General features: G+C 44.2%; 20 protein-coding genes. 4 read left to right on the top strand and 16 right to left on the bottom strand.

Going from position 1 to position 18,908, the window contains the following annotated elements:
- The first annotated feature begins 9 nt into the window (after window positions 1–9).
- The 3 genes from GRFL_RS07650 (at window position 10) to GRFL_RS07640 (ending at window position 3,678) form a co-directional block, all read left to right on the top strand.
- Window positions 10–1,005, top strand: a complete 996-nt coding sequence (locus tag GRFL_RS07650; protein WP_083644056.1) for an NAD(P)H-dependent glycerol-3-phosphate dehydrogenase — start codon at window positions 10–12, stop codon at window positions 1,003–1,005.
- 124 nt (window positions 1,006–1,129) lie between these two features.
- Entirely contained in the window at window positions 1,130–1,834 is a 705-nt protein-coding gene (locus tag GRFL_RS07645; protein ID WP_083644055.1) for a hypothetical protein, read from the top strand.
- A gap of 188 nt (window positions 1,835–2,022) precedes the next feature.
- A complete protein-coding gene (locus GRFL_RS07640) occupies window positions 2,023–3,678 on the top strand; it encodes an LVIVD repeat-containing protein (RefSeq protein ID WP_083644054.1) in 1,656 nt (551 codons plus the stop codon).
- 54 nt (window positions 3,679–3,732) lie between these two features.
- Here GRFL_RS07640 and GRFL_RS07635 read toward each other — a convergent pair whose 3' ends face one another.
- From GRFL_RS07635 to GRFL_RS07620, 5 genes are read right to left on the bottom strand one after another with little or no spacing between them, the layout of a single operon-like run.
- Window positions 3,733–4,128: a hypothetical protein gene (locus GRFL_RS07635; protein WP_083644053.1), complete on the bottom strand. Its 396-nt coding sequence runs from the start codon at window positions 4,126–4,128 to the stop codon at window positions 3,733–3,735.
- Window positions 4,125–4,301, bottom strand: coding sequence for a hypothetical protein (locus GRFL_RS18015; protein WP_157492997.1), 177 nt, complete (start codon window positions 4,299–4,301; stop codon window positions 4,125–4,127). Before GRFL_RS18015 ends, GRFL_RS07635 begins: the two co-directional genes overlap by 4 nt.
- Window positions 4,301–5,320, bottom strand: coding sequence for a phenylalanine--tRNA ligase subunit alpha (gene pheS, locus GRFL_RS07630; protein ID WP_083644052.1), 1,020 nt, complete (start codon window positions 5,318–5,320; stop codon window positions 4,301–4,303). Before pheS ends, GRFL_RS18015 begins: the two co-directional genes overlap by 1 nt.
- A 56-nt stretch (window positions 5,321–5,376) precedes the next feature.
- Window positions 5,377–6,084, bottom strand: a complete 708-nt coding sequence (locus GRFL_RS07625; RefSeq protein ID WP_083644051.1) for a hypothetical protein — start codon at window positions 6,082–6,084, stop codon at window positions 5,377–5,379.
- Window positions 6,085–6,441 (bottom strand): hypothetical protein, encoded by a 357-nt coding sequence (locus tag GRFL_RS07620; RefSeq protein WP_083644050.1) that lies wholly within the window; start codon window positions 6,439–6,441, stop codon window positions 6,085–6,087.
- Between the two features lie 47 nt (window positions 6,442–6,488).
- Here GRFL_RS07620 and GRFL_RS07615 point away from each other — a divergent pair, with 47 nt between their 5' ends.
- The gene (locus GRFL_RS07615; RefSeq protein ID WP_083644049.1) at window positions 6,489–7,013 is read left to right on the top strand and encodes a CvpA family protein; all 525 of its coding nucleotides are present in this window, start codon (window positions 6,489–6,491) and stop codon (window positions 7,011–7,013) included.
- 72 nt (window positions 7,014–7,085) lie between these two features.
- Here the strand turns inward: GRFL_RS07615 and GRFL_RS07610 are convergent, their stop codons facing one another.
- From GRFL_RS07610 to GRFL_RS07560, 11 genes are all read right to left on the bottom strand, one after another.
- Window positions 7,086–7,709, bottom strand: a complete 624-nt coding sequence (locus tag GRFL_RS07610) for a carbonic anhydrase family protein (RefSeq protein ID WP_083644048.1) — start codon at window positions 7,707–7,709, stop codon at window positions 7,086–7,088.
- Window positions 7,710–7,738: 29 nt separating this feature from the next.
- Window positions 7,739–9,316 carry a SulP family inorganic anion transporter gene (locus tag GRFL_RS07605; protein ID WP_083644047.1) on the bottom strand — a complete coding sequence of 526 codons (1,578 nt, stop codon included), beginning with the start codon at window positions 9,314–9,316 and terminating at the stop codon, window positions 7,739–7,741.
- 107 nt (window positions 9,317–9,423) lie between these two features.
- Complete coding sequence (locus GRFL_RS07600; protein ID WP_083644046.1) at window positions 9,424–9,711, bottom strand: hypothetical protein; 288 nt, start codon at window positions 9,709–9,711, stop codon at window positions 9,424–9,426.
- 76 nt (window positions 9,712–9,787) lie between these two features.
- The gene (locus tag GRFL_RS07595; RefSeq protein ID WP_083644045.1) at window positions 9,788–10,537 is read right to left on the bottom strand and encodes a tetratricopeptide repeat protein; all 750 of its coding nucleotides are present in this window, start codon (window positions 10,535–10,537) and stop codon (window positions 9,788–9,790) included.
- A 1-nt stretch (window position 10,538) separates the two neighbouring features.
- On the bottom strand, window positions 10,539–12,293 hold the full coding sequence (locus tag GRFL_RS07590) for a BatD family protein (RefSeq protein ID WP_083644044.1): 1,755 nt from the start codon (window positions 12,291–12,293) through the stop codon (window positions 10,539–10,541).
- 45 nt (window positions 12,294–12,338) lie between these two features.
- Window positions 12,339–13,220: a tetratricopeptide repeat protein gene (locus GRFL_RS07585; RefSeq protein WP_083644043.1), complete on the bottom strand. Its 882-nt coding sequence runs from the start codon at window positions 13,218–13,220 to the stop codon at window positions 12,339–12,341.
- The gene (locus GRFL_RS07580; RefSeq protein ID WP_083644042.1) at window positions 13,204–14,265 is read right to left on the bottom strand and encodes a vWA domain-containing protein; all 1,062 of its coding nucleotides are present in this window, start codon (window positions 14,263–14,265) and stop codon (window positions 13,204–13,206) included. Before GRFL_RS07580 ends, GRFL_RS07585 begins: the two co-directional genes overlap by 17 nt.
- On the bottom strand, window positions 14,266–15,270 hold the full coding sequence (locus GRFL_RS07575) for a vWA domain-containing protein (protein ID WP_083644041.1): 1,005 nt from the start codon (window positions 15,268–15,270) through the stop codon (window positions 14,266–14,268). It lies immediately after the preceding gene.
- Window positions 15,270–16,919, bottom strand: coding sequence for a DUF4381 domain-containing protein (locus tag GRFL_RS07570; RefSeq protein ID WP_083644040.1), 1,650 nt, complete (start codon window positions 16,917–16,919; stop codon window positions 15,270–15,272). The genes GRFL_RS07575 and GRFL_RS07570 overlap by 1 nt, the downstream gene beginning before the upstream one ends.
- 4 nt (window positions 16,920–16,923) lie before the next feature.
- Entirely contained in the window at window positions 16,924–17,790 is an 867-nt protein-coding gene (locus GRFL_RS07565; protein ID WP_083644038.1) for a DUF58 domain-containing protein, read from the bottom strand.
- Between the two features lie 69 nt (window positions 17,791–17,859).
- Complete coding sequence (locus GRFL_RS07560) at window positions 17,860–18,864, bottom strand: AAA family ATPase (protein ID WP_083644037.1); 1,005 nt, start codon at window positions 18,862–18,864, stop codon at window positions 17,860–17,862.
- Window positions 18,865–18,908 lie beyond the last annotated feature (44 nt).

Below are 18,908 nucleotides of genomic sequence, written 5' to 3'. Positions count from 1 at the left end.
AAGCAAACTATGGAAGGAACTCCCAGATTTGGTGTAATTGGCGGCGGTAGTTGGGCTACCGCGATCGTAAAGATGTTATGTGAAAACCTGGAAAAGGTGAACTGGTATATGCGCAGTGTATACGCACTGGAACACATCAAAAAACAGGAACATAATCCCAATTATCTCAGTTCTGTGGAATTCGACGTTTCTCAGCTGAACCTGAGCAATGATATCAATAAGATCGTAGAAGAATCAGATTACCTCATTTTTGCGATCCCTTCCGCATTTCTGAAGAGAGAACTGGACGAGCTACAAATTCCATTGGAAAATAAAGTCGTTTTTTCGGCCATTAAGGGAATTGTTCCGGAAAGCAGTTTGATCGTGGGCGAACATTTCAACAGGTATTTTGATGTCCCCATGGAAAATATTGGAGTGCTTACCGGGCCCTGTCATGCTGAAGAAGTGGCACTGGAACGACTTTCCTATTTGACAGTCGCCTGTTATGACGAACAGAAAGCGGAACTGGTTGCCAAATTTCTATCCAGCGACTACATCACCTGTAAGATCAGTGATGACGTGATTGGTACCGAATATGCCGCGATGTTGAAGAATATTTATGCCATCGCTGCCGGGATTGCGCACGGCCTGGGTTATGGCGACAACTTTCAGAGCGTTTTGATGAGCAATGCCATTCGCGAAATGAAGAAATTCATCAAAAAAGTGCACAAGATGAAGCGCAATATCAACGATTCGGCTTATCTGGGTGACCTGCTGGTTACCGGATATTCTATTTTTAGTCGCAACCGAATGTTTGGAAATATGATTGGTAAGGGTTATACAGTAAAGAGTGCTCAAATGGAGATGAGTATGGTCGCGGAAGGCTATTATGCTACAGAAAGCGCATTTAAGATCAATAAAGAACTCAAAGCCAAAACGCCAATTATCAATGCCGTATACAATATTCTCTACGAGGGAAAAAACCCTAAGAAGGTGTTTAATAAACTGGTAGACAAACTGGATTAAATAAGATTTTTCCTACATTTTAAAGTTTTTAAATCGCTGAAAGTAAGTTTTTTATAGTTAATTTGCTTTTATATCGATTTATATACTACTTTAGCCTTCACAAATCTATTTAACCAAATTTGTCATGAACAAAAAACTACTCCTACTGGGAATGGTGGCGGCAATGACGTTTACTGCCTGCCAGCAAGATGAAATTTCTGATTCTATTACTGAAAATGAAGCCCAGTTACCCCTCCCAAAGACCGTAGCGGCAACAGCATCTACCAAAATTCACGAGCCGGTAAGGCTTGACTCTCTTTCGGCCCAGATACACGAACCGGTACTTACCGGCCCTGGTTCTGAAATCCACGAACCAGACTGGTTCGAAGCGAATGCCTGGTTTTCCTGTGGCTCTGCTTACGAAGGAAACGGAAATCTAACCGTGACCAGGAACAAGGAGCAGTCGTACTGCGATCATTTTATAGAATTGAACAAGATCAGTGTGGGTGGAACCCTTAATATGTATGCTGAAGAAGGTCTTCATGTAGCCAATACCGTAAACACTCATTATTATGGAGTGTTCAATTTCATGGGAGATATGGAAATTGGAACTGCTGACGATCCTCAGGATCTGGTAATCAACTATGGTTCACACTTCGTATTCCAGGGGAATATTCATGTTACCGGAAACCTGGTCATTAACAACGGTGGAACCTTTACCATGATGGGACATGACCACCAGGACCATACTTTTATTGTAGATGGTGATATCATCATTGAAGAGGGGGCTATCCTGGAAGATGAAGCCGGAGATCCTTCAGAACATGATGCCGATCATACGCACGAATAAGTTTATATAGTTAATTTGACAGCTTACTGAAAACCGGGTTCTTACGATCCGGTTTTCTTATTTATAGCTTTCCGTAGTACTTTTCTTATAGGAAAATTCGCATTTCAACGAAAATAGCTGGTTTTCAACGATTTTAGATGCCATCATCCAGATTAATGTCTATTTTCGATTACCCAAATTAACCAACTATGAACCGAAAAGTACTACAATTAGGCCTTCTTACAGGCCTGTTATTCACCTCCTGTCAAAAAGACGAATCTTCTGAAACAGATTTCCAGGAGCAGCAATTTAAAACCAACACTTCCGAAGAAGAACTTCAGCAGGCTATCAAGTTTGATGAAACCGGTGTCATTGGAGTGTCTTCTCCAGATCTTAATCGCGATGCTGCAGACGTAGCCTTGTTCGCTATCGAACAAATTGGCTATTTAGAGGCTCCTGTGATCAACAACACAGCCTTACACGCTACCCATGTGGATGTACGCGGTGATTTCGCCTATGTTTCCTATAATAAAGAAGGCGCAACCTATATGGGAGCCATTGATATTGTAGATGTAAGTAATAAATATGAGCCGCGTTTGGTAAGCAGGATGAAAACTGATTATGCCGATATAAATTCTCTTTACGTCGATGCTACTGGAACTATCGTTTTTACAGGAGCTTCTGAAAATGGTGGTGATAATGGTAATTTTACGCTGCTCGGTTTTGTGAATACCGCCAACGGCAATTTTTCTTCAGACTTTTCTATTGACGAAGGTATTTCCGGTTACGCCGGCGTACATGTCTTCGAATATCATGACAATACGGTTTTCCTGAGTGGAGCCAACGGAATTGCCGGCGCCTTGAAGAATTTTACAACCGCGCAGGATTTTTCGAGTTACAGGGAGTTTGACCAGCGTGACATCAGATATGGCGAATTCAACGGTGAATCCATAGCCATGCTATCAGGCGAAGGGAAGTTGATGAATATCAGCCTGGATGACAGCGACTTCAATGAACTTTCAAGCATTTCCATCAGCAATCTTACACCAGAATCTAAAAGAACACTTACTTGGTATGGCGACAATGTAATCATTTCACAGGGTGGCCAGGGAGCAGGAATTTATAATTTCAGCAGTAATACCGAGCTGGCAAATCTTCCTCTTAAAATGCACCCGGATGCTACTTTTGTGAGTGAGGGCGACAAGGTGACGAATGCGGTTTCAACCGATGGAAATTTTGTGTACATGGCTAACGGTGGCGCGGGGCTGGATATCCTGAAACTGGACAGCAGCTTCGGAACCATTGGGGAAGGAATTGCCGAAATTAGCGGGAGCGCCAATTTTGTTCAGGCTAAAGGGGAATATATATACCTGGCTTCCGGAACGGGACTGCATATCTTAAGAATTCTTACCAGCGACGATACGGCGGTTTCTGACTCGTTCCTGGATTGCGAAAGCTATGACATCTATACCGGTGATAAAAATCTTACGATTCCATCTGACGTGGAGGTTTCTTACAGCGGTCTGGTGAACCTGAAACATTTGAACGTGAACGGAACCCTGAATGTGTGTGGAGACCTGATCGTGGAAAAAAGCACAAATCTGGCCAGCCAGAGCTCATTGAATATGAATGGGAACTTCACGCTGGGAAATCAGAAAAATTCAGAAAATCTCGTGATCAATTCAGACAGCAAACTGAAGATCTCCGGAAATATGACCATTTACGGTGATCTTTACATCAGCAGTGGCGGGATTCTGGAATTCGTTGGAGATGATTCCTCCATTTACGTGACTGGGGAAGTGAAGATCAACAGCGGGGGTATGGTAACCGGTACTTTTGAGGACCTGAGCAATAAATTCGATTAATCTAGGAAAAAGAATTTCAGCAATAAAAATAACCCTGGCCCAACGGCCGGGGTTTTATTTTGCGAGTATGCCTTTATTGGGGATGACAGGCAGTTTCTTTTCAGCATTTTTGCGAATGCTTCCTTTCTTAAACAGGAATTTTTTATCGAACATCTGCGAATTCTGAAAATAACTTACCCGGAATTCGTTATTCAGTTTCAGAACATCCTCCTGAAGAAATTCAATTTTAGCAAAAGATTTAGCGGGAAGCAGCTGCATTTTATGGCGCATGACTGAAGTTTCCGTTTTCTTATCAAAACCTTTGGAGACGATGAGCACCATTTCCAGCTCTTGGTTGCTGTCATTTATCAGGTATACATTCCAGTCGTCTGTGCGGAAATCTTCATTATATTCCTGGACCGCAGCCACGTAAACATCAGCTACTTCAGGGATCGAAATATCTTTCTTCAAAACTTATCTTCGGCTTTTTTCTTAACTTTTTTCCATAGGAACCATAAAACGGGGACCGTAATGAGCAGGATGATCGCTCCCACTACCAATTTGATTACCGCGATCACGAAAACCGCGTAGGCGATAAGCGCCAAAACAGCCAGTCCCAACACCAAAATTCCTTTTTCTTTCATTACAGGGCAGATTTGAATTGTTCCAGGAAACGCAGGTCATTCTCATAGAACATGCGAATGTCACCAATTTGATACAACAACATGGCGATACGTTCGATTCCCATCCCAAAAGCAAAACCAGAGTATTCGGTAGGATCGATATTGCAATTGCGCAGCACGTTCGGGTCTACCATTCCGCAACCCATGATCTCCAGCCAGCCAGTACCTTTCGTAATTCGGTAATCGGTTTCTGTTTCAAGACCCCAATAGATATCTACTTCGGCACTTGGTTCGGTAAATGGGAAGTAAGAGGGTCGTAGCCTGATCTTGGACTTTCCGAAGAGTTGCTTGGTAAAATACAACAGGGTTTGTTTCAGGTCTGCAAAAGACACATCTTTATCTATATATAAACCTTCAACCTGATGGAAAATACAGTGAGAACGGGCAGAAATCGCCTCGTTACGGAAAACCCTTCCCGGGGAAATCGTCCTGATAGGCGGCTTATTTTCTTCCATATAGCGTACCTGCACGGATGATGTGTGCGTTCTCAGGAGAATATCTGGGTTCGTCTGGATGAAAAAAGTATCCTGCATGTCTCTTGCCGGATGGTATTCCGGAAGGTTCAGCGCAGTAAAATTATGCCAGTCATCCTCCATTTCTGGTCCTTCGGAAACATTGAAACCAATATTGGAAAAGATCTCGATGATCTGGTTCTTCACGATCGAAATAGGATGTCTCGACCCAATTTCAATAGGTTCTGAAGGCCTGGAAAGATCTCCATAAACTCCTTTTTCGTCCTGGTTCCTGTCTAATTCTTCCTTCAGCGCATGAACACGAGCCTGGGCTGCTGTTTTGAGTTCATTCAATACTTGGCCGAATTCTTTTTTCTGCTCGTTTGGAACATTCTTGAATTCCGCAAAAAAGTCATTTAAAATTCCCTTTTTGCCCAGGTATTTGATACGGAATTGTTCAATTGCTTCCGCATTTTCAGCATTAAAATTTTCAACCTCAGCGATATGCCCTTTAATCTCGTCTATCATGGCTTTTCTTTCAGAAGCGCAAATTTAATAAAATTTCAACCGATACAGAGGCTTTATCAATGCAATTCAGCGTTGATCTGTTTCTGCCGAATTTCCCTTTCCCGGTCCAGAAAAATATAGTTCATCATAAAGAAAACGGAAAGCGCGCCGAAGCAATGCCAGAGCCAGTGACTGCCCATGGGAAGAATATAAACAAAGCGATCCATGATCCGGAAACTGATGGCCAGACAGAAACAAAAAACGGCCAGCGCAACCATGTTCCAGTGTCGCATATGTTCCGTGTACATATAGACAAAGAGCGGTAGCAGCAAACCTAAAGCTGTACCAATATAGCCTGCGGAAGTTTGAAGCGATACCGGCCAGGGCAACATCCTGTTCCCCACGACCAGCAGCAGGACGATCCCGATAAGCAGCGCCCGTCGCTGCCCGCTGGTTCGCAACTTCGCTATAAAATAGACGCTCACGGCGAAACAGAGAATGATAATAGGCAACCAGTCCAGGTACATCCAGAAGTCATGGCTCCGAGTGGCATGATAAACGGTACCCCCCACGTAACCCAGGAAAAGAATGGGCAAACACCAGGCTAGAAAGGCCTGTTTTCGTGCCTGCGGGTAGACTTTAACCGAAAAATAGATGATAATTAGCAGGAACAGGATGTTGCTGTAGGTATTAAAAGGTTCTACCGGCAGTCTCCCCTGCAGGGTTTCCTGATAGATGGGCCCGCTATCCTGCGGAAATGACACCAGAAAATGCCCAAAATCCATTTAAGAAATGTATTCTTTTTGAAGGAAGTAGTTCACGATGGCCTCCTTCATCAAAACTGATTGTTCTCCTGATTTCAGGTTCGGTAACTGCTCCTTGGTTTTAAAATGCGGCCAGCCATCGTCATCATAGAATTCAAATTCATAGTACCCATACGGCTCCAGAAGAGTACAAATGGCTATATGCATCAAATCTAATTTGTGGTCTTTTTTATAGCGGCGGTGTAATTGCCCGAGCTCCTGGACCCCGATCAGGTAAATAATGGCATCCAGCTCCATCAGTTCTCCGTCTGCAAATTGGTGAGAAAGTTTCTTCTGTACTTCATCCCACCGGTGTTTCAATTGTTCATCTCTTGCCATATTGCAAATATAGCATCTGGAATCAATTTATTGTTATATTTGATTTTATGAATTCCGTAGACATCATTCTTAGCCTGGTCCTGCTTTACGGACTGGTTAGAGGTTTTTTCAGAGGTTTCCTGGTAGAACTGGCTTCGCTCGTGGGAATTGTCGCCGGGATCTATGGCGCAGTGCATTTTTCCCAGTATGTAGGTACGTTGCTGTCTGATCTTTTTGACTGGAAACCGGAATACCTCAACCTTATTGCTTTTGCGCTCACCTTTATCCTGATCGTTTTCCTGGTGTCCCTTGCCGGCAAAGCTCTGACCAAAGTGGCCAGCCTGGCTATGCTGGGACTGGTAAATAAATTACTGGGGGCAGTTTTTGGGTTTCTGAAATCTGCTTTCGTAGCCAGTGTGATTATCATGTTCTTCAGAGCTACGAATGAGCACGTGGAAATTGTGGAAGCTGAAACGCTGGAGGATTCGGTTTTGTACGAACCGGTAGAGTCGATTGCCCCGGTCATTCTTCCGTCTATCATTAAACAGGTAAAAGAAAAGGACCTGCTGGAAAAACCCGAAGAGCGGAGCTAAAATTCAAAGATCCGAACAGTGACAAAGTCACTATCCGGATCCTTTTCATGTGCTATATTCAACAAATTATATTTACAGAACTGTTACCTTTCCGGTGCTGATAGAGTACACAGCTCCAACGATCTTGATTTCACCGTTCTCTTCCATCTCTTTCAGAATAGGACTTTTTTCTCGAATTCTCACCAGGGTCAATTCCACATTTTTTTGCACTACTCCGGCGACAAAATCTGCATTCTGAGAGTTTCTTTCACCAGAAGTTTCTGTTGCTTCCACGGCAGGTTGAATGTTGGAAAGCAAATGGGTAATATTTCCCAATTCCACATGATCGCAAGCCGATTTAACAGCACCGCAGGCCTCGTGTCCTAGCACCATCACCAATTTACTACCCGCCACTTTGCAAGAGTATTCCATACTTCCGAGAATATCTGTATTTTCAAAATTTCCAGCAACACGAGCAGCAAAAACGTCTCCTACACCCTGATCAAAAACAGTTTCCACGGGAACACGGGAATCAATACAGCCAAGAATGACCGCTTGGGGCCACTGCCCGCCACTAGTTTTATTGATTTGCGACGCATAATCACGACTGTGCATACGATTTTCGACGAAACGCTTATTGCCTTCCATCAAATCCTCCAGCACTGCCTGCGGAGTTAATTCTGACTGTTTTTCCTGGTCGATAATATCACTAATCATAAGGCTATGTTTTTAATTTTGATTTAAAGTTAAGCAGTCTTTTTTTTCTGCTGAAAGAAATCATAGTAACTCTCAGGATTTTTAACGGTTCCACGTTCCGAAATGATCTGAATATCGATATTTTTTTCCGCTGCCTTAATTTTAAAATCATCCAGAATTTCAATAATATCGTTGTCCAGGTATTTCGTTTTAGTAACATCCATAATAAGAAACGAATCTTTATCAAGGTTGTTCAACTCTTTGATGATCGCTCCTTTGTTGATAAATGTCACTTCTTCCGCCAGGGTCATTTTAACGGTTTTGCTGCCGCTATTTGGGTTCTCGATATGCAGGAAATAAGAGTTTTGGTATGATTTGATTAGAATTACGCAAATTCCCACGACCAGGCCTAAACTGATACCGATCAGAAGGTCACCGAAAACAATTCCCACTACGGTAACCACAAACGGAATCCATTGTTTCCACCCTTTTCGGAACATCTCAATGAACAGTGCCGGTTTTGCCAGTTTATATCCTACAATGAACAGGATTGCCGCCAGGACCGAAAGCGGGATGTAATTCAGAATATTTGGAATAATGATGATCGAAATCAGCAAGAGAAAACCATGCATGATCGCTGAAAGTTTGGTTTGCCCTCCAGACTGGATATTGGCTGAACTTCGTACGATTACCTGTGTTATAGGCAGACCGCCGATCATCCCGGAAAGCACGTTCCCGGTTCCCTGGGCGAAAAGTTCCCTGTTGGTAGGAGTGGTCCTTTTATGCGGGTCAAGCTTATCTGTCGCTTCCACACATAACAAGGTTTCCAGGCTCGCTACCAGTGCGATGGTAAAACCGGTTATCCACATATCCATGGTCCCGATCATTTCAAAGGAAGGCAAAGTGAACTGGCCAATAAAGGAGTCAAAGCTGTCTGGAACCGGTACGGCTACCAGGTGATCTTTCATGATTCCAAAAGTTTCCGAACCCCTGGTCATCAGGTAAAAAATGATCCCGATAGCCACCGCTACCAATGGTCCCTGGATCAATCGAAAGATCTTTGCTTTTTTGGTCAGAACTGCTTCCCATAAGATCAGGATAGCCATACTAATAATAGCGATCGTAGTGGCGCCGGGGCTAATGCCGTTAACCATATTCAATATTTCTGAAAAGGTATTTTCACCGTCAACCTGGAAAAATGCCCAGTCTCCAAGTGGATCATCATCGTATCCGAAGAAATGCGGAATTTGCTTGAGAATAATGATAATCCCAATACCCGTTAACATTCCTTTGATCACCGAAGATGGGAAATAGTAGCCTATGATCCCTGCCTTCAATAATCCAAAGACGATCTGGATAGCACCACCTATAACCACCGCCAGCAACAGGTTTTCATAACCCATATCCGTAATGGCTGCCAGAACGATGGCCGCCAGCCCGGCAGCAGGACCACTCACTCCAAGACTGGAGCCACTTAAAGAACCTACAACAATACCACCAATGATACCGGCAATCAACCCGGAAAACAAAGGGGCGCCACTGGCAAGGGCAATACCCAGACATAAAGGGATTGCTACAAAAAACACGACGATACTCGCCGGAAAATCTTTATTGAGATGTTTGAACATAATATACTGGTTAGGACAGGCAGCAACCTGTATGGTGTAAAATAAATGACGACGACACCCTGGAAATGGGATACGTTAAAAAATCGGGTTGTTCTGTAAAACGAAAATTAGGCCGCTTTGGGCGGAGGGGAAAGTACATTCAGAATCACAAGATAATTCCGCTCCTTGTAGTGAAACTCATCATCATGCTTCTGGTGAAAAAGGATGCTTTCTTCATTCTTACGGATCTCTGCAAAGTGAAACTCCAGGTCTACCTGATTCTTGGAAGAATTTTCTTCTTCATCCATATTGAAAGCCACAGAAATATCAGCCTGGTCGTTGACTATAGTAATGATACTAGGCGCCACGAGAAAGCTGATGAAAATAAAAGAAAGTATGTAAGCTAACTTCTTCACCCGCCAAAAATAGCATTTTTAAATATATAATTTAAAATATAAGGGTTCTTTTGTTAAAAGCGTGAGAATTTTGAAATTATAGCCTTCTTAAATTAGTAGAATTCGTCCAGCCCTGAGCTCCATTAGCCAGTTCGATCCTGGTCCATTCCTGGTAATCTTCCAGAATCTTCGCCTTGGTGCCTTCATGCAACTGAAAACTGGCGTCTCCTCTCAAATTTGGCTCATCACGAACATCGGCTTCTTCACTGAAAATGATCGCATACTGGTTATCTTCCACAAATGCACGCTGCTGAAATCCAAAGACTACGGCCGCGATACAGAAAACCATACTTAATGCAGCAACCCCCAGGAATAGGCGTTTTACAAGTGGTCTTCGGGAATAGTAATAAAGCAGAAACAGCACAACGAACAGAACGGAGAAGAAAATAGCAATTCCCGCCCAGGCCCCGCTGGAAAAAGTAGCAATCAGGTTTTGAAGGCTTTGAGACAGCCCGCGATCTTCCACGTTTTCAATATCATCTATGGCCATATTCCGGGCGAACTCTATGTTATTCTGAATATCCTTATCTGCAGGATCCAGCTGTAAAGCCTTCTCAAAATAAAAAATACTCGGCGCTATATGGTTGAGCTTGTAATGTGCGTTGGCCAGGTTGTAATACAACTCTGCTGAAGTCTCTCCATTGTCCAGTACTTTCTCGTATTGCTGGATGGCGCTTTCATAATTTCCCTCCTGGTATGCAGAATTTCCTTTTTCGAAGAGTTCCTCGTTTTGAGAATACCCCAGCAAACTCACAAAAATCGCTATGACGGTGATCCAGTTTCTCATCTTACAATTGTTTATCCAGAGTTGAAATAACCTGAGCTGCTTTCTCATAATCCTGTTTCATCGCATCAGACGATGCCGGCGTATACCTCGCAAATTCACAACTGGAGAGCAGCGATAGGAATTCCTGAATAGTGCTGTGCTCCACCCCGCGTTCCTGTAGGATCGCTTCGATACGGTCCTTGCTCATATCACTTGTCTGGATGCGAAGTTTAGCCTTCAGGTAATTGTGAAGCGAACGTTCCAGTGCGAGGTAAAATTCCTTTTGGTCGCCCAGATTCCTTTTAGCTTCGGAAAGGTACTTTCGCGCGAGCTTATCGGCTTTACGAATCCTGTTCCCTTTTACATCCCTGGCCCGCTCTTCTCGTTTTTTTCCGAAGAAAATAAATAGCGGAATTAGTGCCAGCGGAAGCACCAGTGCGCTCCAGAAACCTGCCGATCCCAGAAACTGGCTATTTTCAAGTGGCTTTAAACGGGTCTTCAGCTTGATGAAACGGAATTGTGAATCGTTGATAGCCACTGCCTGTTTGTTCGGGTTGCTGATCCCGCTACTAGAATTTGCCGCTACAGGCCCGTTTTCCACATTCAGCAGCAATTCTTCCGAAGTCTTTGTTTTGTACGTTCCTGTCTGCGGATCGAACCACGAGAACGACAATGCCGGGATGGGATATTTGCCTTTTTTCGTGGGCACTACCGTATAATCTTCTGAAATACTTCCCTGCATCCCACCCAGATTCGTGGTCACATTCTCTTTTCTTTCCGGTGAATACATTTCCAGGGATGGCGGTGCGGTAAGTTCCGGAAGATCAAACAATTTCAGATTTCCGTTTCCTTTCACCTCCACGGTGGCCTGCAAACTTTCCCCGGCATTCAGAGTATTCCTCGACAATTCCACATTGAAATCGAAATCTCCAACAGCTCCTGTGAAGTTTGCGGGTTTCCCGTCTGGGAGGGCCTTAACGTTGATTTTCTTATTATCTGCCGCCACCGTCTGGTTCACGGTCTTGTAGATCCTGCTTCCGAAAATGTCCCGCCGATTGCTTGGAACATCTACCGCTACAGAAAGCGCCAGTGGTTCAATATTCAATTCTCCCGTTTTCTGCGGATATAAAATAGTCTTTCGAAGAATGACGTAACGATAAGGTTCTCCCATGTATTCGCCATCCTGAACTCGCATTTTCTGATCGATATTCTGGCTCCAGAAATCGGCATATTTCGGGCTGTCCAGTTCCCGCCAGTTGCTCACACTAATCCGCGGACTCACATAGAGCTTATAAACCACGGTAATCGCTTCGTTCAGGTAGGGATTCGATTTGGAAACCTCAGCCACCAGATGCAGGTTACTGTCCGCAATCATTTCAGAATTATCGCCATCAGTAGGCTTGTCTACAGCCGCGCCAACGTTCACGGCAATAGGAGAGGTTTTATAGATCTTGTTTTCGATCTCTACTTCGGCCTGGCCAATTTCCAGTTTCCCACGCTCCTTAGGCTGAAGATAAAAGCTATAGGTTTTGGAAAAAGACATTTTTCCATTCAGAAAACTCTGGCTTACCTTCTGGTTCGGGCCGCCTACCACGGTAAATCCTTCAAAAGATGGTGGCCTGAAATTGTCCCCGTCATCATTCATTTCAAAGTCTACCCGCAGGCGTTCGTTAATTCCCAGTTGATCCCTGCTCACTTTTGCCTCGAAACGCACCTGCGCCTGAAGCAAACCGCTTGCAAACAGTAAAAAACTTAAAATTAAAAACTTTATTTTCATCGTATTGTTCTGATCTTCGGTCTATTCGTAGGATAAAATTTTTCGTTACCAGTCTTTTTCGGTTCTGACCTTCACTCCTTTTGCCTTTTCAGCATTGATCTTATCCTGAACTTTTTTCTCTTCATTATTCATGGCTTCCAGTAAACTCTTGATCTGCTGTGGAGAAAGCTGTCCCTGAGCGGCCTTTGGCTGCTGTTGCTGCTTTTTATCCCCGTCGCCCTGCTGATCCTTAGGCTGCTCGCCCTGTTCGTTCTGCTGGTCTTTATTCTGGTCGCCTTCTTTTTTATCCTTGTTGTTTTCTCCTTCATCTTTTAGCTGCTGATCCTTGTTTTGATCACCGCCTTCGCCTTCGTTCTGGTCTTTGTTTTGATCCTGATCCTGTTGGTCCTGATCTCCGCCGCCGCCATCGTTTTGCTGATCCTTATTCTGATCTTTATCCTGATCCTGGCCCTGCCCGTTCTTTTGTTCTTCTTCCTCTTTCTGCTTCGCTAACGCCAGATTATAACGGGTCTCATCATCTGAAGGATCGTTCCTAAGTGCGTTTTTATATGCTTCTACCGCGCTGGAATAATCCTTTTTCTGCATATAGGAATTTCCAAGATTGTGATAGATCTGGTGCTTTTCACTTTTGCTCTCGGCTATTTTTGCCGCCTGTTTCAGCCTGTTTTCCGCAGAAACCGTGTTCTCTTTGCCATAATACAGGTTTCCCATATTGTATTTTGCGACCGTATTCGAAGGGTCTTTGGCGATCGCCTTGCGGTACTCAGCTTCTGCGGAAGCATAATCATTTTCTGAAAGCGCTTCCTGAGCCTCGTAAATATAACGATCAGATTCCTTTTTCAGCTTCTTCGGATTTTCCTGCTGTGCATGAACCGAAAACACCGATAGTATAAATGTCAAAACCCCTATTTTAAGCTGCTTCTTCATGCTTCTCCTTCTTGTTTTCGTTGAACAGATTCAGTTTTTGCAACCAGGATGTCGCCCGTTGCAGGATGAATATATCAAGAAATAATAGTGCCAAAGCCAGTCCCAGGAACCATTGAAAATGAGATTCATAGTCGGCAAACTGCTTGGCTTCAAATTCGCTTTTTTCGATATTCTCCAATTCTTCCTGGACTTTTTCCACCACATCGGCTGTCACGCGACCGTCAATATACTCTCCATTGGCGGCTTTTGCAATCTCCTCCAGGGTTCCGGGGTTCAGCTTGGTAATCACCGTTTCGCCCTGCATGTCTTTTTTATAATTCTGAACGATGCCATTTCGTTTGATCGGGATTGGACCTCCTTTTTCGGTTCCCACCCCAATGGTAAAAATACGAATCCCTTTTTTAGCGGCCTCTTTGGTAATATCGTCTACATTCCCCTCATGATCTTCCCCGTCACTGATGATAAAAAGCACCCGGTTCGTCTGCTGCTCGTCATCAAAATAAGTCGTGGAAAGCTCAATGGCATCGCTGATCGCCGTTCCCTGCGAAGAGATCATATCGGTATTGAGCGATTGCAGGAACATTCTGGCTGCGGAATAATCAGTAGTAATAGGCAACTGCGGAAAGGCACCGCCGGCGTAGGCAATGATCCCAATTCGGTCACTGGCCAGACTATTCAGAATCTGACTCACCAGCTGTTTGGATTTTTCCAGCCTGGACGGAGCAATATCTTCCGCATCCATACTTTTGGAAACATCGATCGCGAACACAATATCCAGACCCTCCCGCTTCACTGTTTTCATCTTGGTTCCCATTTTCGGGTTCACCAGGGCCATAATCAAACTGGCAATGGCCAGTAATAATATACTCAGTTTCAAAGCCGCTTTAAAGGAAGACCGGTTCGGTGCGAGGTAGCGCAACATCTGGCTGCTCGCAAATTTCTTGCGGGTTCTCCGCTGCCAGAAGAGAAATGCAAAGTAGAGCAGCAGAATCGCAGGGATGACGAGCAACAACCAGAACCATATTTTTTCTTCTAAAACCACCATCTATATAAAACTTCTGAATAACGTATAACGCAACAGGATCTCAAAAAGCAGCAACGCACCGGCTAACAATACCAGCGGCCTGAACTTTTCATCATAATTATAATAACGAAATTCTTCGATATCTGTTTTCTCGAGCTGGTCGATCTGGGAATAGATTTCCTCGAGTTTCTCATTATCGGTAGCACGGAAATACTGCCCGCCAGTGGCATCAGATATCTGCTTCAGCAAAGCTTCGTCAATCTCTACCGGCACATTCCCGAACTGGAGCCGGCCATTTCCAGTCATCCCGATGGGAGAAAGTGCCATTCCGTTGCTTCCCACACCAATGGTATAGACTTTAATTCCAAATTCCACGGCCAGTTCGCTCGCGGTATTGGGGTCAATAAATCCGGAATTGTTCACTCCATCGGTTAATAAAATTATGACCTTACTATCGGCTTTACTGTCTTTCAACCGGTTTACGGAAGTGGCAAGTCCCGAACCAATCGCCGTTCCGCTTTGCAGCACATTGGTATACTCAATATCCTCCAAAGCCTTCAGCACAATAGCCTTATCACTGGTGATAGGCGTTTTGGTAAAACTCTCTCCGGCATAGACCACCAGGCCAATCCGGTCACCAGGCCTTCCTTTTACAAATTCTTCCGCCACACTTTTGGTAGCGTCCAGCCTGTTTGGTTCCAGGTCCCTCGCCAGCATACTGGCAGAAACATCTATTGCCATCACGATATCTATACCCTTGGTACTGCTGGTCTTTGTGGAAACATCAACCGTTCTGGGCCTGGCCAGTGCGGTGATGATAAGTGCCAATACCAGTAGCCGAAGCACAAAAAGTACCGGGCGTAATCTGGCCAGAAGGCTGCTTTTCGCACGAAAACCCTTCGTGCTGGAAATCTTTAGTTCTGCCGTTTGCCGGTTTCGCTTCCAGATATACCAGGCAATGGCGATTGGCAGCAGTAAAAACAGCCAAAAGAAACCCGGATTTTCAAAATTGAAGTTGGCAAACATTATTCTTCCTGATTAGTATTTAATTCCACTGAATTGATGATGCGCTCTGAAAGTTCCCGGGCGTATTGGTCATCTGCATTGAACACCACGATAACCTGTTCAAAACCGCCCTGCTCGGCAAAATTCAGAATAGCGTATTCATTCGGGATAGACTGCCCGGTAACCGGATTTTTAGCATCCAGCGTTCCGAAGACCTTCATTCCTTTTGCCCCGCCAACAGTAGTGAAATCTTCCTGTTTCATGACGATATTCGTGGCACCCTGTTGTTCCAGTACGCTGTAAATTCCGTCTATCGCCTTTTTCATGTCAAATTTCACTTCCCCTTTGAACTGTATGGTGTTTACGGTGACATAGAAGTTGCTGAGCAGACTTCCGTAACTGAAAGTTTCAGCTCCCAGCATGTTGCTCTTCGCCTCGTCTGGCAAATTCATCTCACCCCTTTTCAGAACTCGCGGGGTGGTAATGGCTACGGAAGGATTTCCGTATTCACTGCGAATCCAGTCACCTTCCAGCAACTCCTTGGTAGGATGCCCGAGGTAAGTATCTTTGACATAGGTAAATCCTTTAGTCACGATGAGAGTGGTAATGCCTATTCCCAGGATCATGATCACGGCCAGAACTCCAAAAATGATCCTTCTGCGTTTGCGTTTGCGCTCCAGTTCACTCTGGTAGGCCTCATCCTGAAGCAATTCTTCTTCGGTAGGCTCAGGAACCGATTCACGAAGCCCCTCGATAATCTGCTGTGTACGGCTGCGATCTTCTTTTGCGGTGATCACATCCGGCTTATTATTGGCAAATTTCGCCAGGTCGGCTCGTTCCAAAATGATCCTGAAATCCTCAATGGTTTTTTCTGAAAGATTTAAATGTCCGCTGTCTTTTTCAGCTTCCAGGTACCTGATCAGTTCCCCGGTAGTACTTTCCAGGCCTCGATCATAGATCTTGCGATCCAGGAATTTCCTGGCAGAAAAACTCAATTGCGAGTAATATTCTTTAATATTTCTTTTTTCCAGCAAATTAGATTCGTCGAGCTGGTGCAGTTCTGCCATTGCCTGTTCGTAAGGCGGCAGTTCTTTTTCTTCGTTTCTTTTCTTTCTTCCGCGGATGATGAGCCAGCCCACCACGGCGGCTACCAAAGCAATGGCCAGCAACCACCAGACCCAGTCTGGGATTTGAAGCCCACCGGAAACCTCAACGGAAGGTTTGATAGGATAGAGTTTTTGTTTGGTGGTATCTACCACGACATCCCGCACTTCCACCGAAATCGAATCAGTATAAAATTTCTGATCGCGAATCAAGACTTCCTGTCGTGGGATCACATACTGGCCGGAATCGAACTGTGTGAGGAAATACTCCTTCAGTAAACGATAGCCGTTTTGATCTTTAATAGTATCTGGCTCGGGCGATTCTACCAGTTCCAGTGGCGAAAAAGTTTCTCCTTCCGGAAAAACGACCATCGCATCTGGATCGCTTTGCACATTGATCTGGTAGGTGATCTGTTCCCCGATCTTGATACTCGAGGAATCGATACTGGCTTGAACGCTTTGTGCAATTGCCGAGTTCCCACAGAAAAGAATGGCTATAAAAAACAGAAATCCCAGGTAGGCTGAGATAGTGGTTAGCGGTCTTCTGTTTTTATTTAAGATTTTCATGCTTTTAGGCTCTCCTTTTAAAATATCCGAGCAATTTTTTCACGTAACTCTCGTCGGTTCTATTACTAATTACTCCGGCTCCGCTTTGAGAAAAACTCTGCTGAAAATAATCCAGCCGCTCACGGTAATACTCTGCATAGGCATTTCTAACCGATTTTGACCCGGTGTTCACCGTTACGTATCTTCCGGTTTCTTCATCATACATTTGTACCAGTCCCAGATTCGGGATACTTTCCTCTCCTTCATCATACACCCTGATACCGGTTACATCGTGCCTGTTAGCCGCAATTTTTAAAGTATGCCGGTAATCGTCTGCCAGGAAATCTGAAAGCACGAAAACGATCGCTTTCTTTTTCATGACATTCGAAAGGTATTTTAGCGCATTGGCGATATCCGTCTTTTTACCCGCCGGTTTGAATTCCAGCAGTTCGCGAATGATTCGGAGCACGTGCAATCTTCCTTTCTTCGGCGGAATATAGAGTTCGATCTGGTCTGTAAACAGCATCAGCCCGATCTTATCATTGTTCTGCGTAGCTGAAAAGGCCAGCGTGGCAGCAATTTCAGTAATCACATCTTTCTTGAACTGCTCCTGCGTACCGAACATTTCTGAAGCTGAAACATCTACCAGCAACATCATGGTAAGTTCCCTTTCTTCTTCAAAAACTTTTACAAAAGGCTCATTATAACGCGCAGTCACATTCCAGTCGATACTTCTCACGTCATCACCAAACTGGTACTGACGCACCTCGCTAAAGGTCATCCCTCTTCCCTTAAAAGTAGAATGATATTCCCCGCCGAAGACGTGATCGCTCAGCCTGCGGGTTTTAATTTCAATTTTCCGTACTTTCTTGAGAAGCTCTTTTGTATCCATGTGGTTCAATGAACAATTAGCAATGATCGATCTAGAGGATCACCACTGTTAATTGATAATTGTCAATTGCTATGGTACTTCAATTTCATTGACGATCTTGTTAACCAGATCTTCAGAAGTAATATTTTCAGCCTCAGCCTCGTAAGTGATACCTATTCTGTGACGTAATACATCATGAACAACGGCACGAACATCTTCCGGCACCACATAGCCACGACGTTTAATAAACGCATAACATTTAGAAGCGATCGCCAGGTTGATACTACCCCTAGGTGATGCACCAAAACTGATAAGCGGCGCGATATCCTTCAAATTATAGTTTTCAGGATTTCTGGTCGCGAAGATGATATCGAGGATATACTTTTCGATCTTTTCATCCATATAAACCTCTCGAACCGCCTGTTGTGCTCGAAGAATCTGTTCCAGATCTACAACGGGATTTACTTTTTCAAAACCGCCTTTAAGATTTGCCCGAATGATTAGTTGCTCTTCAGCCATCTGCGGATATTTGATAACCGTTTTCAGCATGAAACGGTCTACCTGCGCTTCCGGCAACGGATAGGTTCCTTCCTGTTCTACCGGGTTTTGAGTAGCCATTACAAGAAATGGCTTATCCAGTTTAAAGGTCTCATCACCAATGGTCACCTGCTTCTCCTGCATCGCTTCCAGTAAAGCCGACTGAACTTTTGCCGGCGCCCTGTTGATCTCATCTGCAAGGACGAAATTGGCGAAGATCGGCCCTTTCTTAATACTGAAATCGTTCACTTTCATATTATAGATCAATGTACCAACAACATCTGCCGGCAAAAGGTCTGGAGTGAACTGTATCCTGCTAAAGCTTCCGTGAACTGCCTGCGAAAGGGTATTAATGGCTAGTGTTTTCGCAAGTCCCGGTACTCCTTCTAATAAAATATGGCCCTGACCCAATAAACCAATAAGTAATCGCTCAACCATGTGTTTCTGGCCAACAATTACTTTATTCATTTCTCTGGTTAAAAGGTCTACAAAGGCACTTTCTCTTTCAATTTTTTCGTTAATACTGGCAATATCAACTGATGAATCGTTTTCCATCATGATTTTCAGATTTTAGGACGTGAATATACGCACAAGTTGTTAGC

It is taken from the genome of Christiangramia flava JLT2011, assembly GCF_001951155.1.
GTDB classification, from domain to species: Bacteria; Bacteroidota; Bacteroidia; order Flavobacteriales; family Flavobacteriaceae; genus Christiangramia; species Christiangramia flava.
Note: the sequence above shows the minus strand (reverse complement) of the source record. Positions and strands in the feature narration are given on the sequence as shown.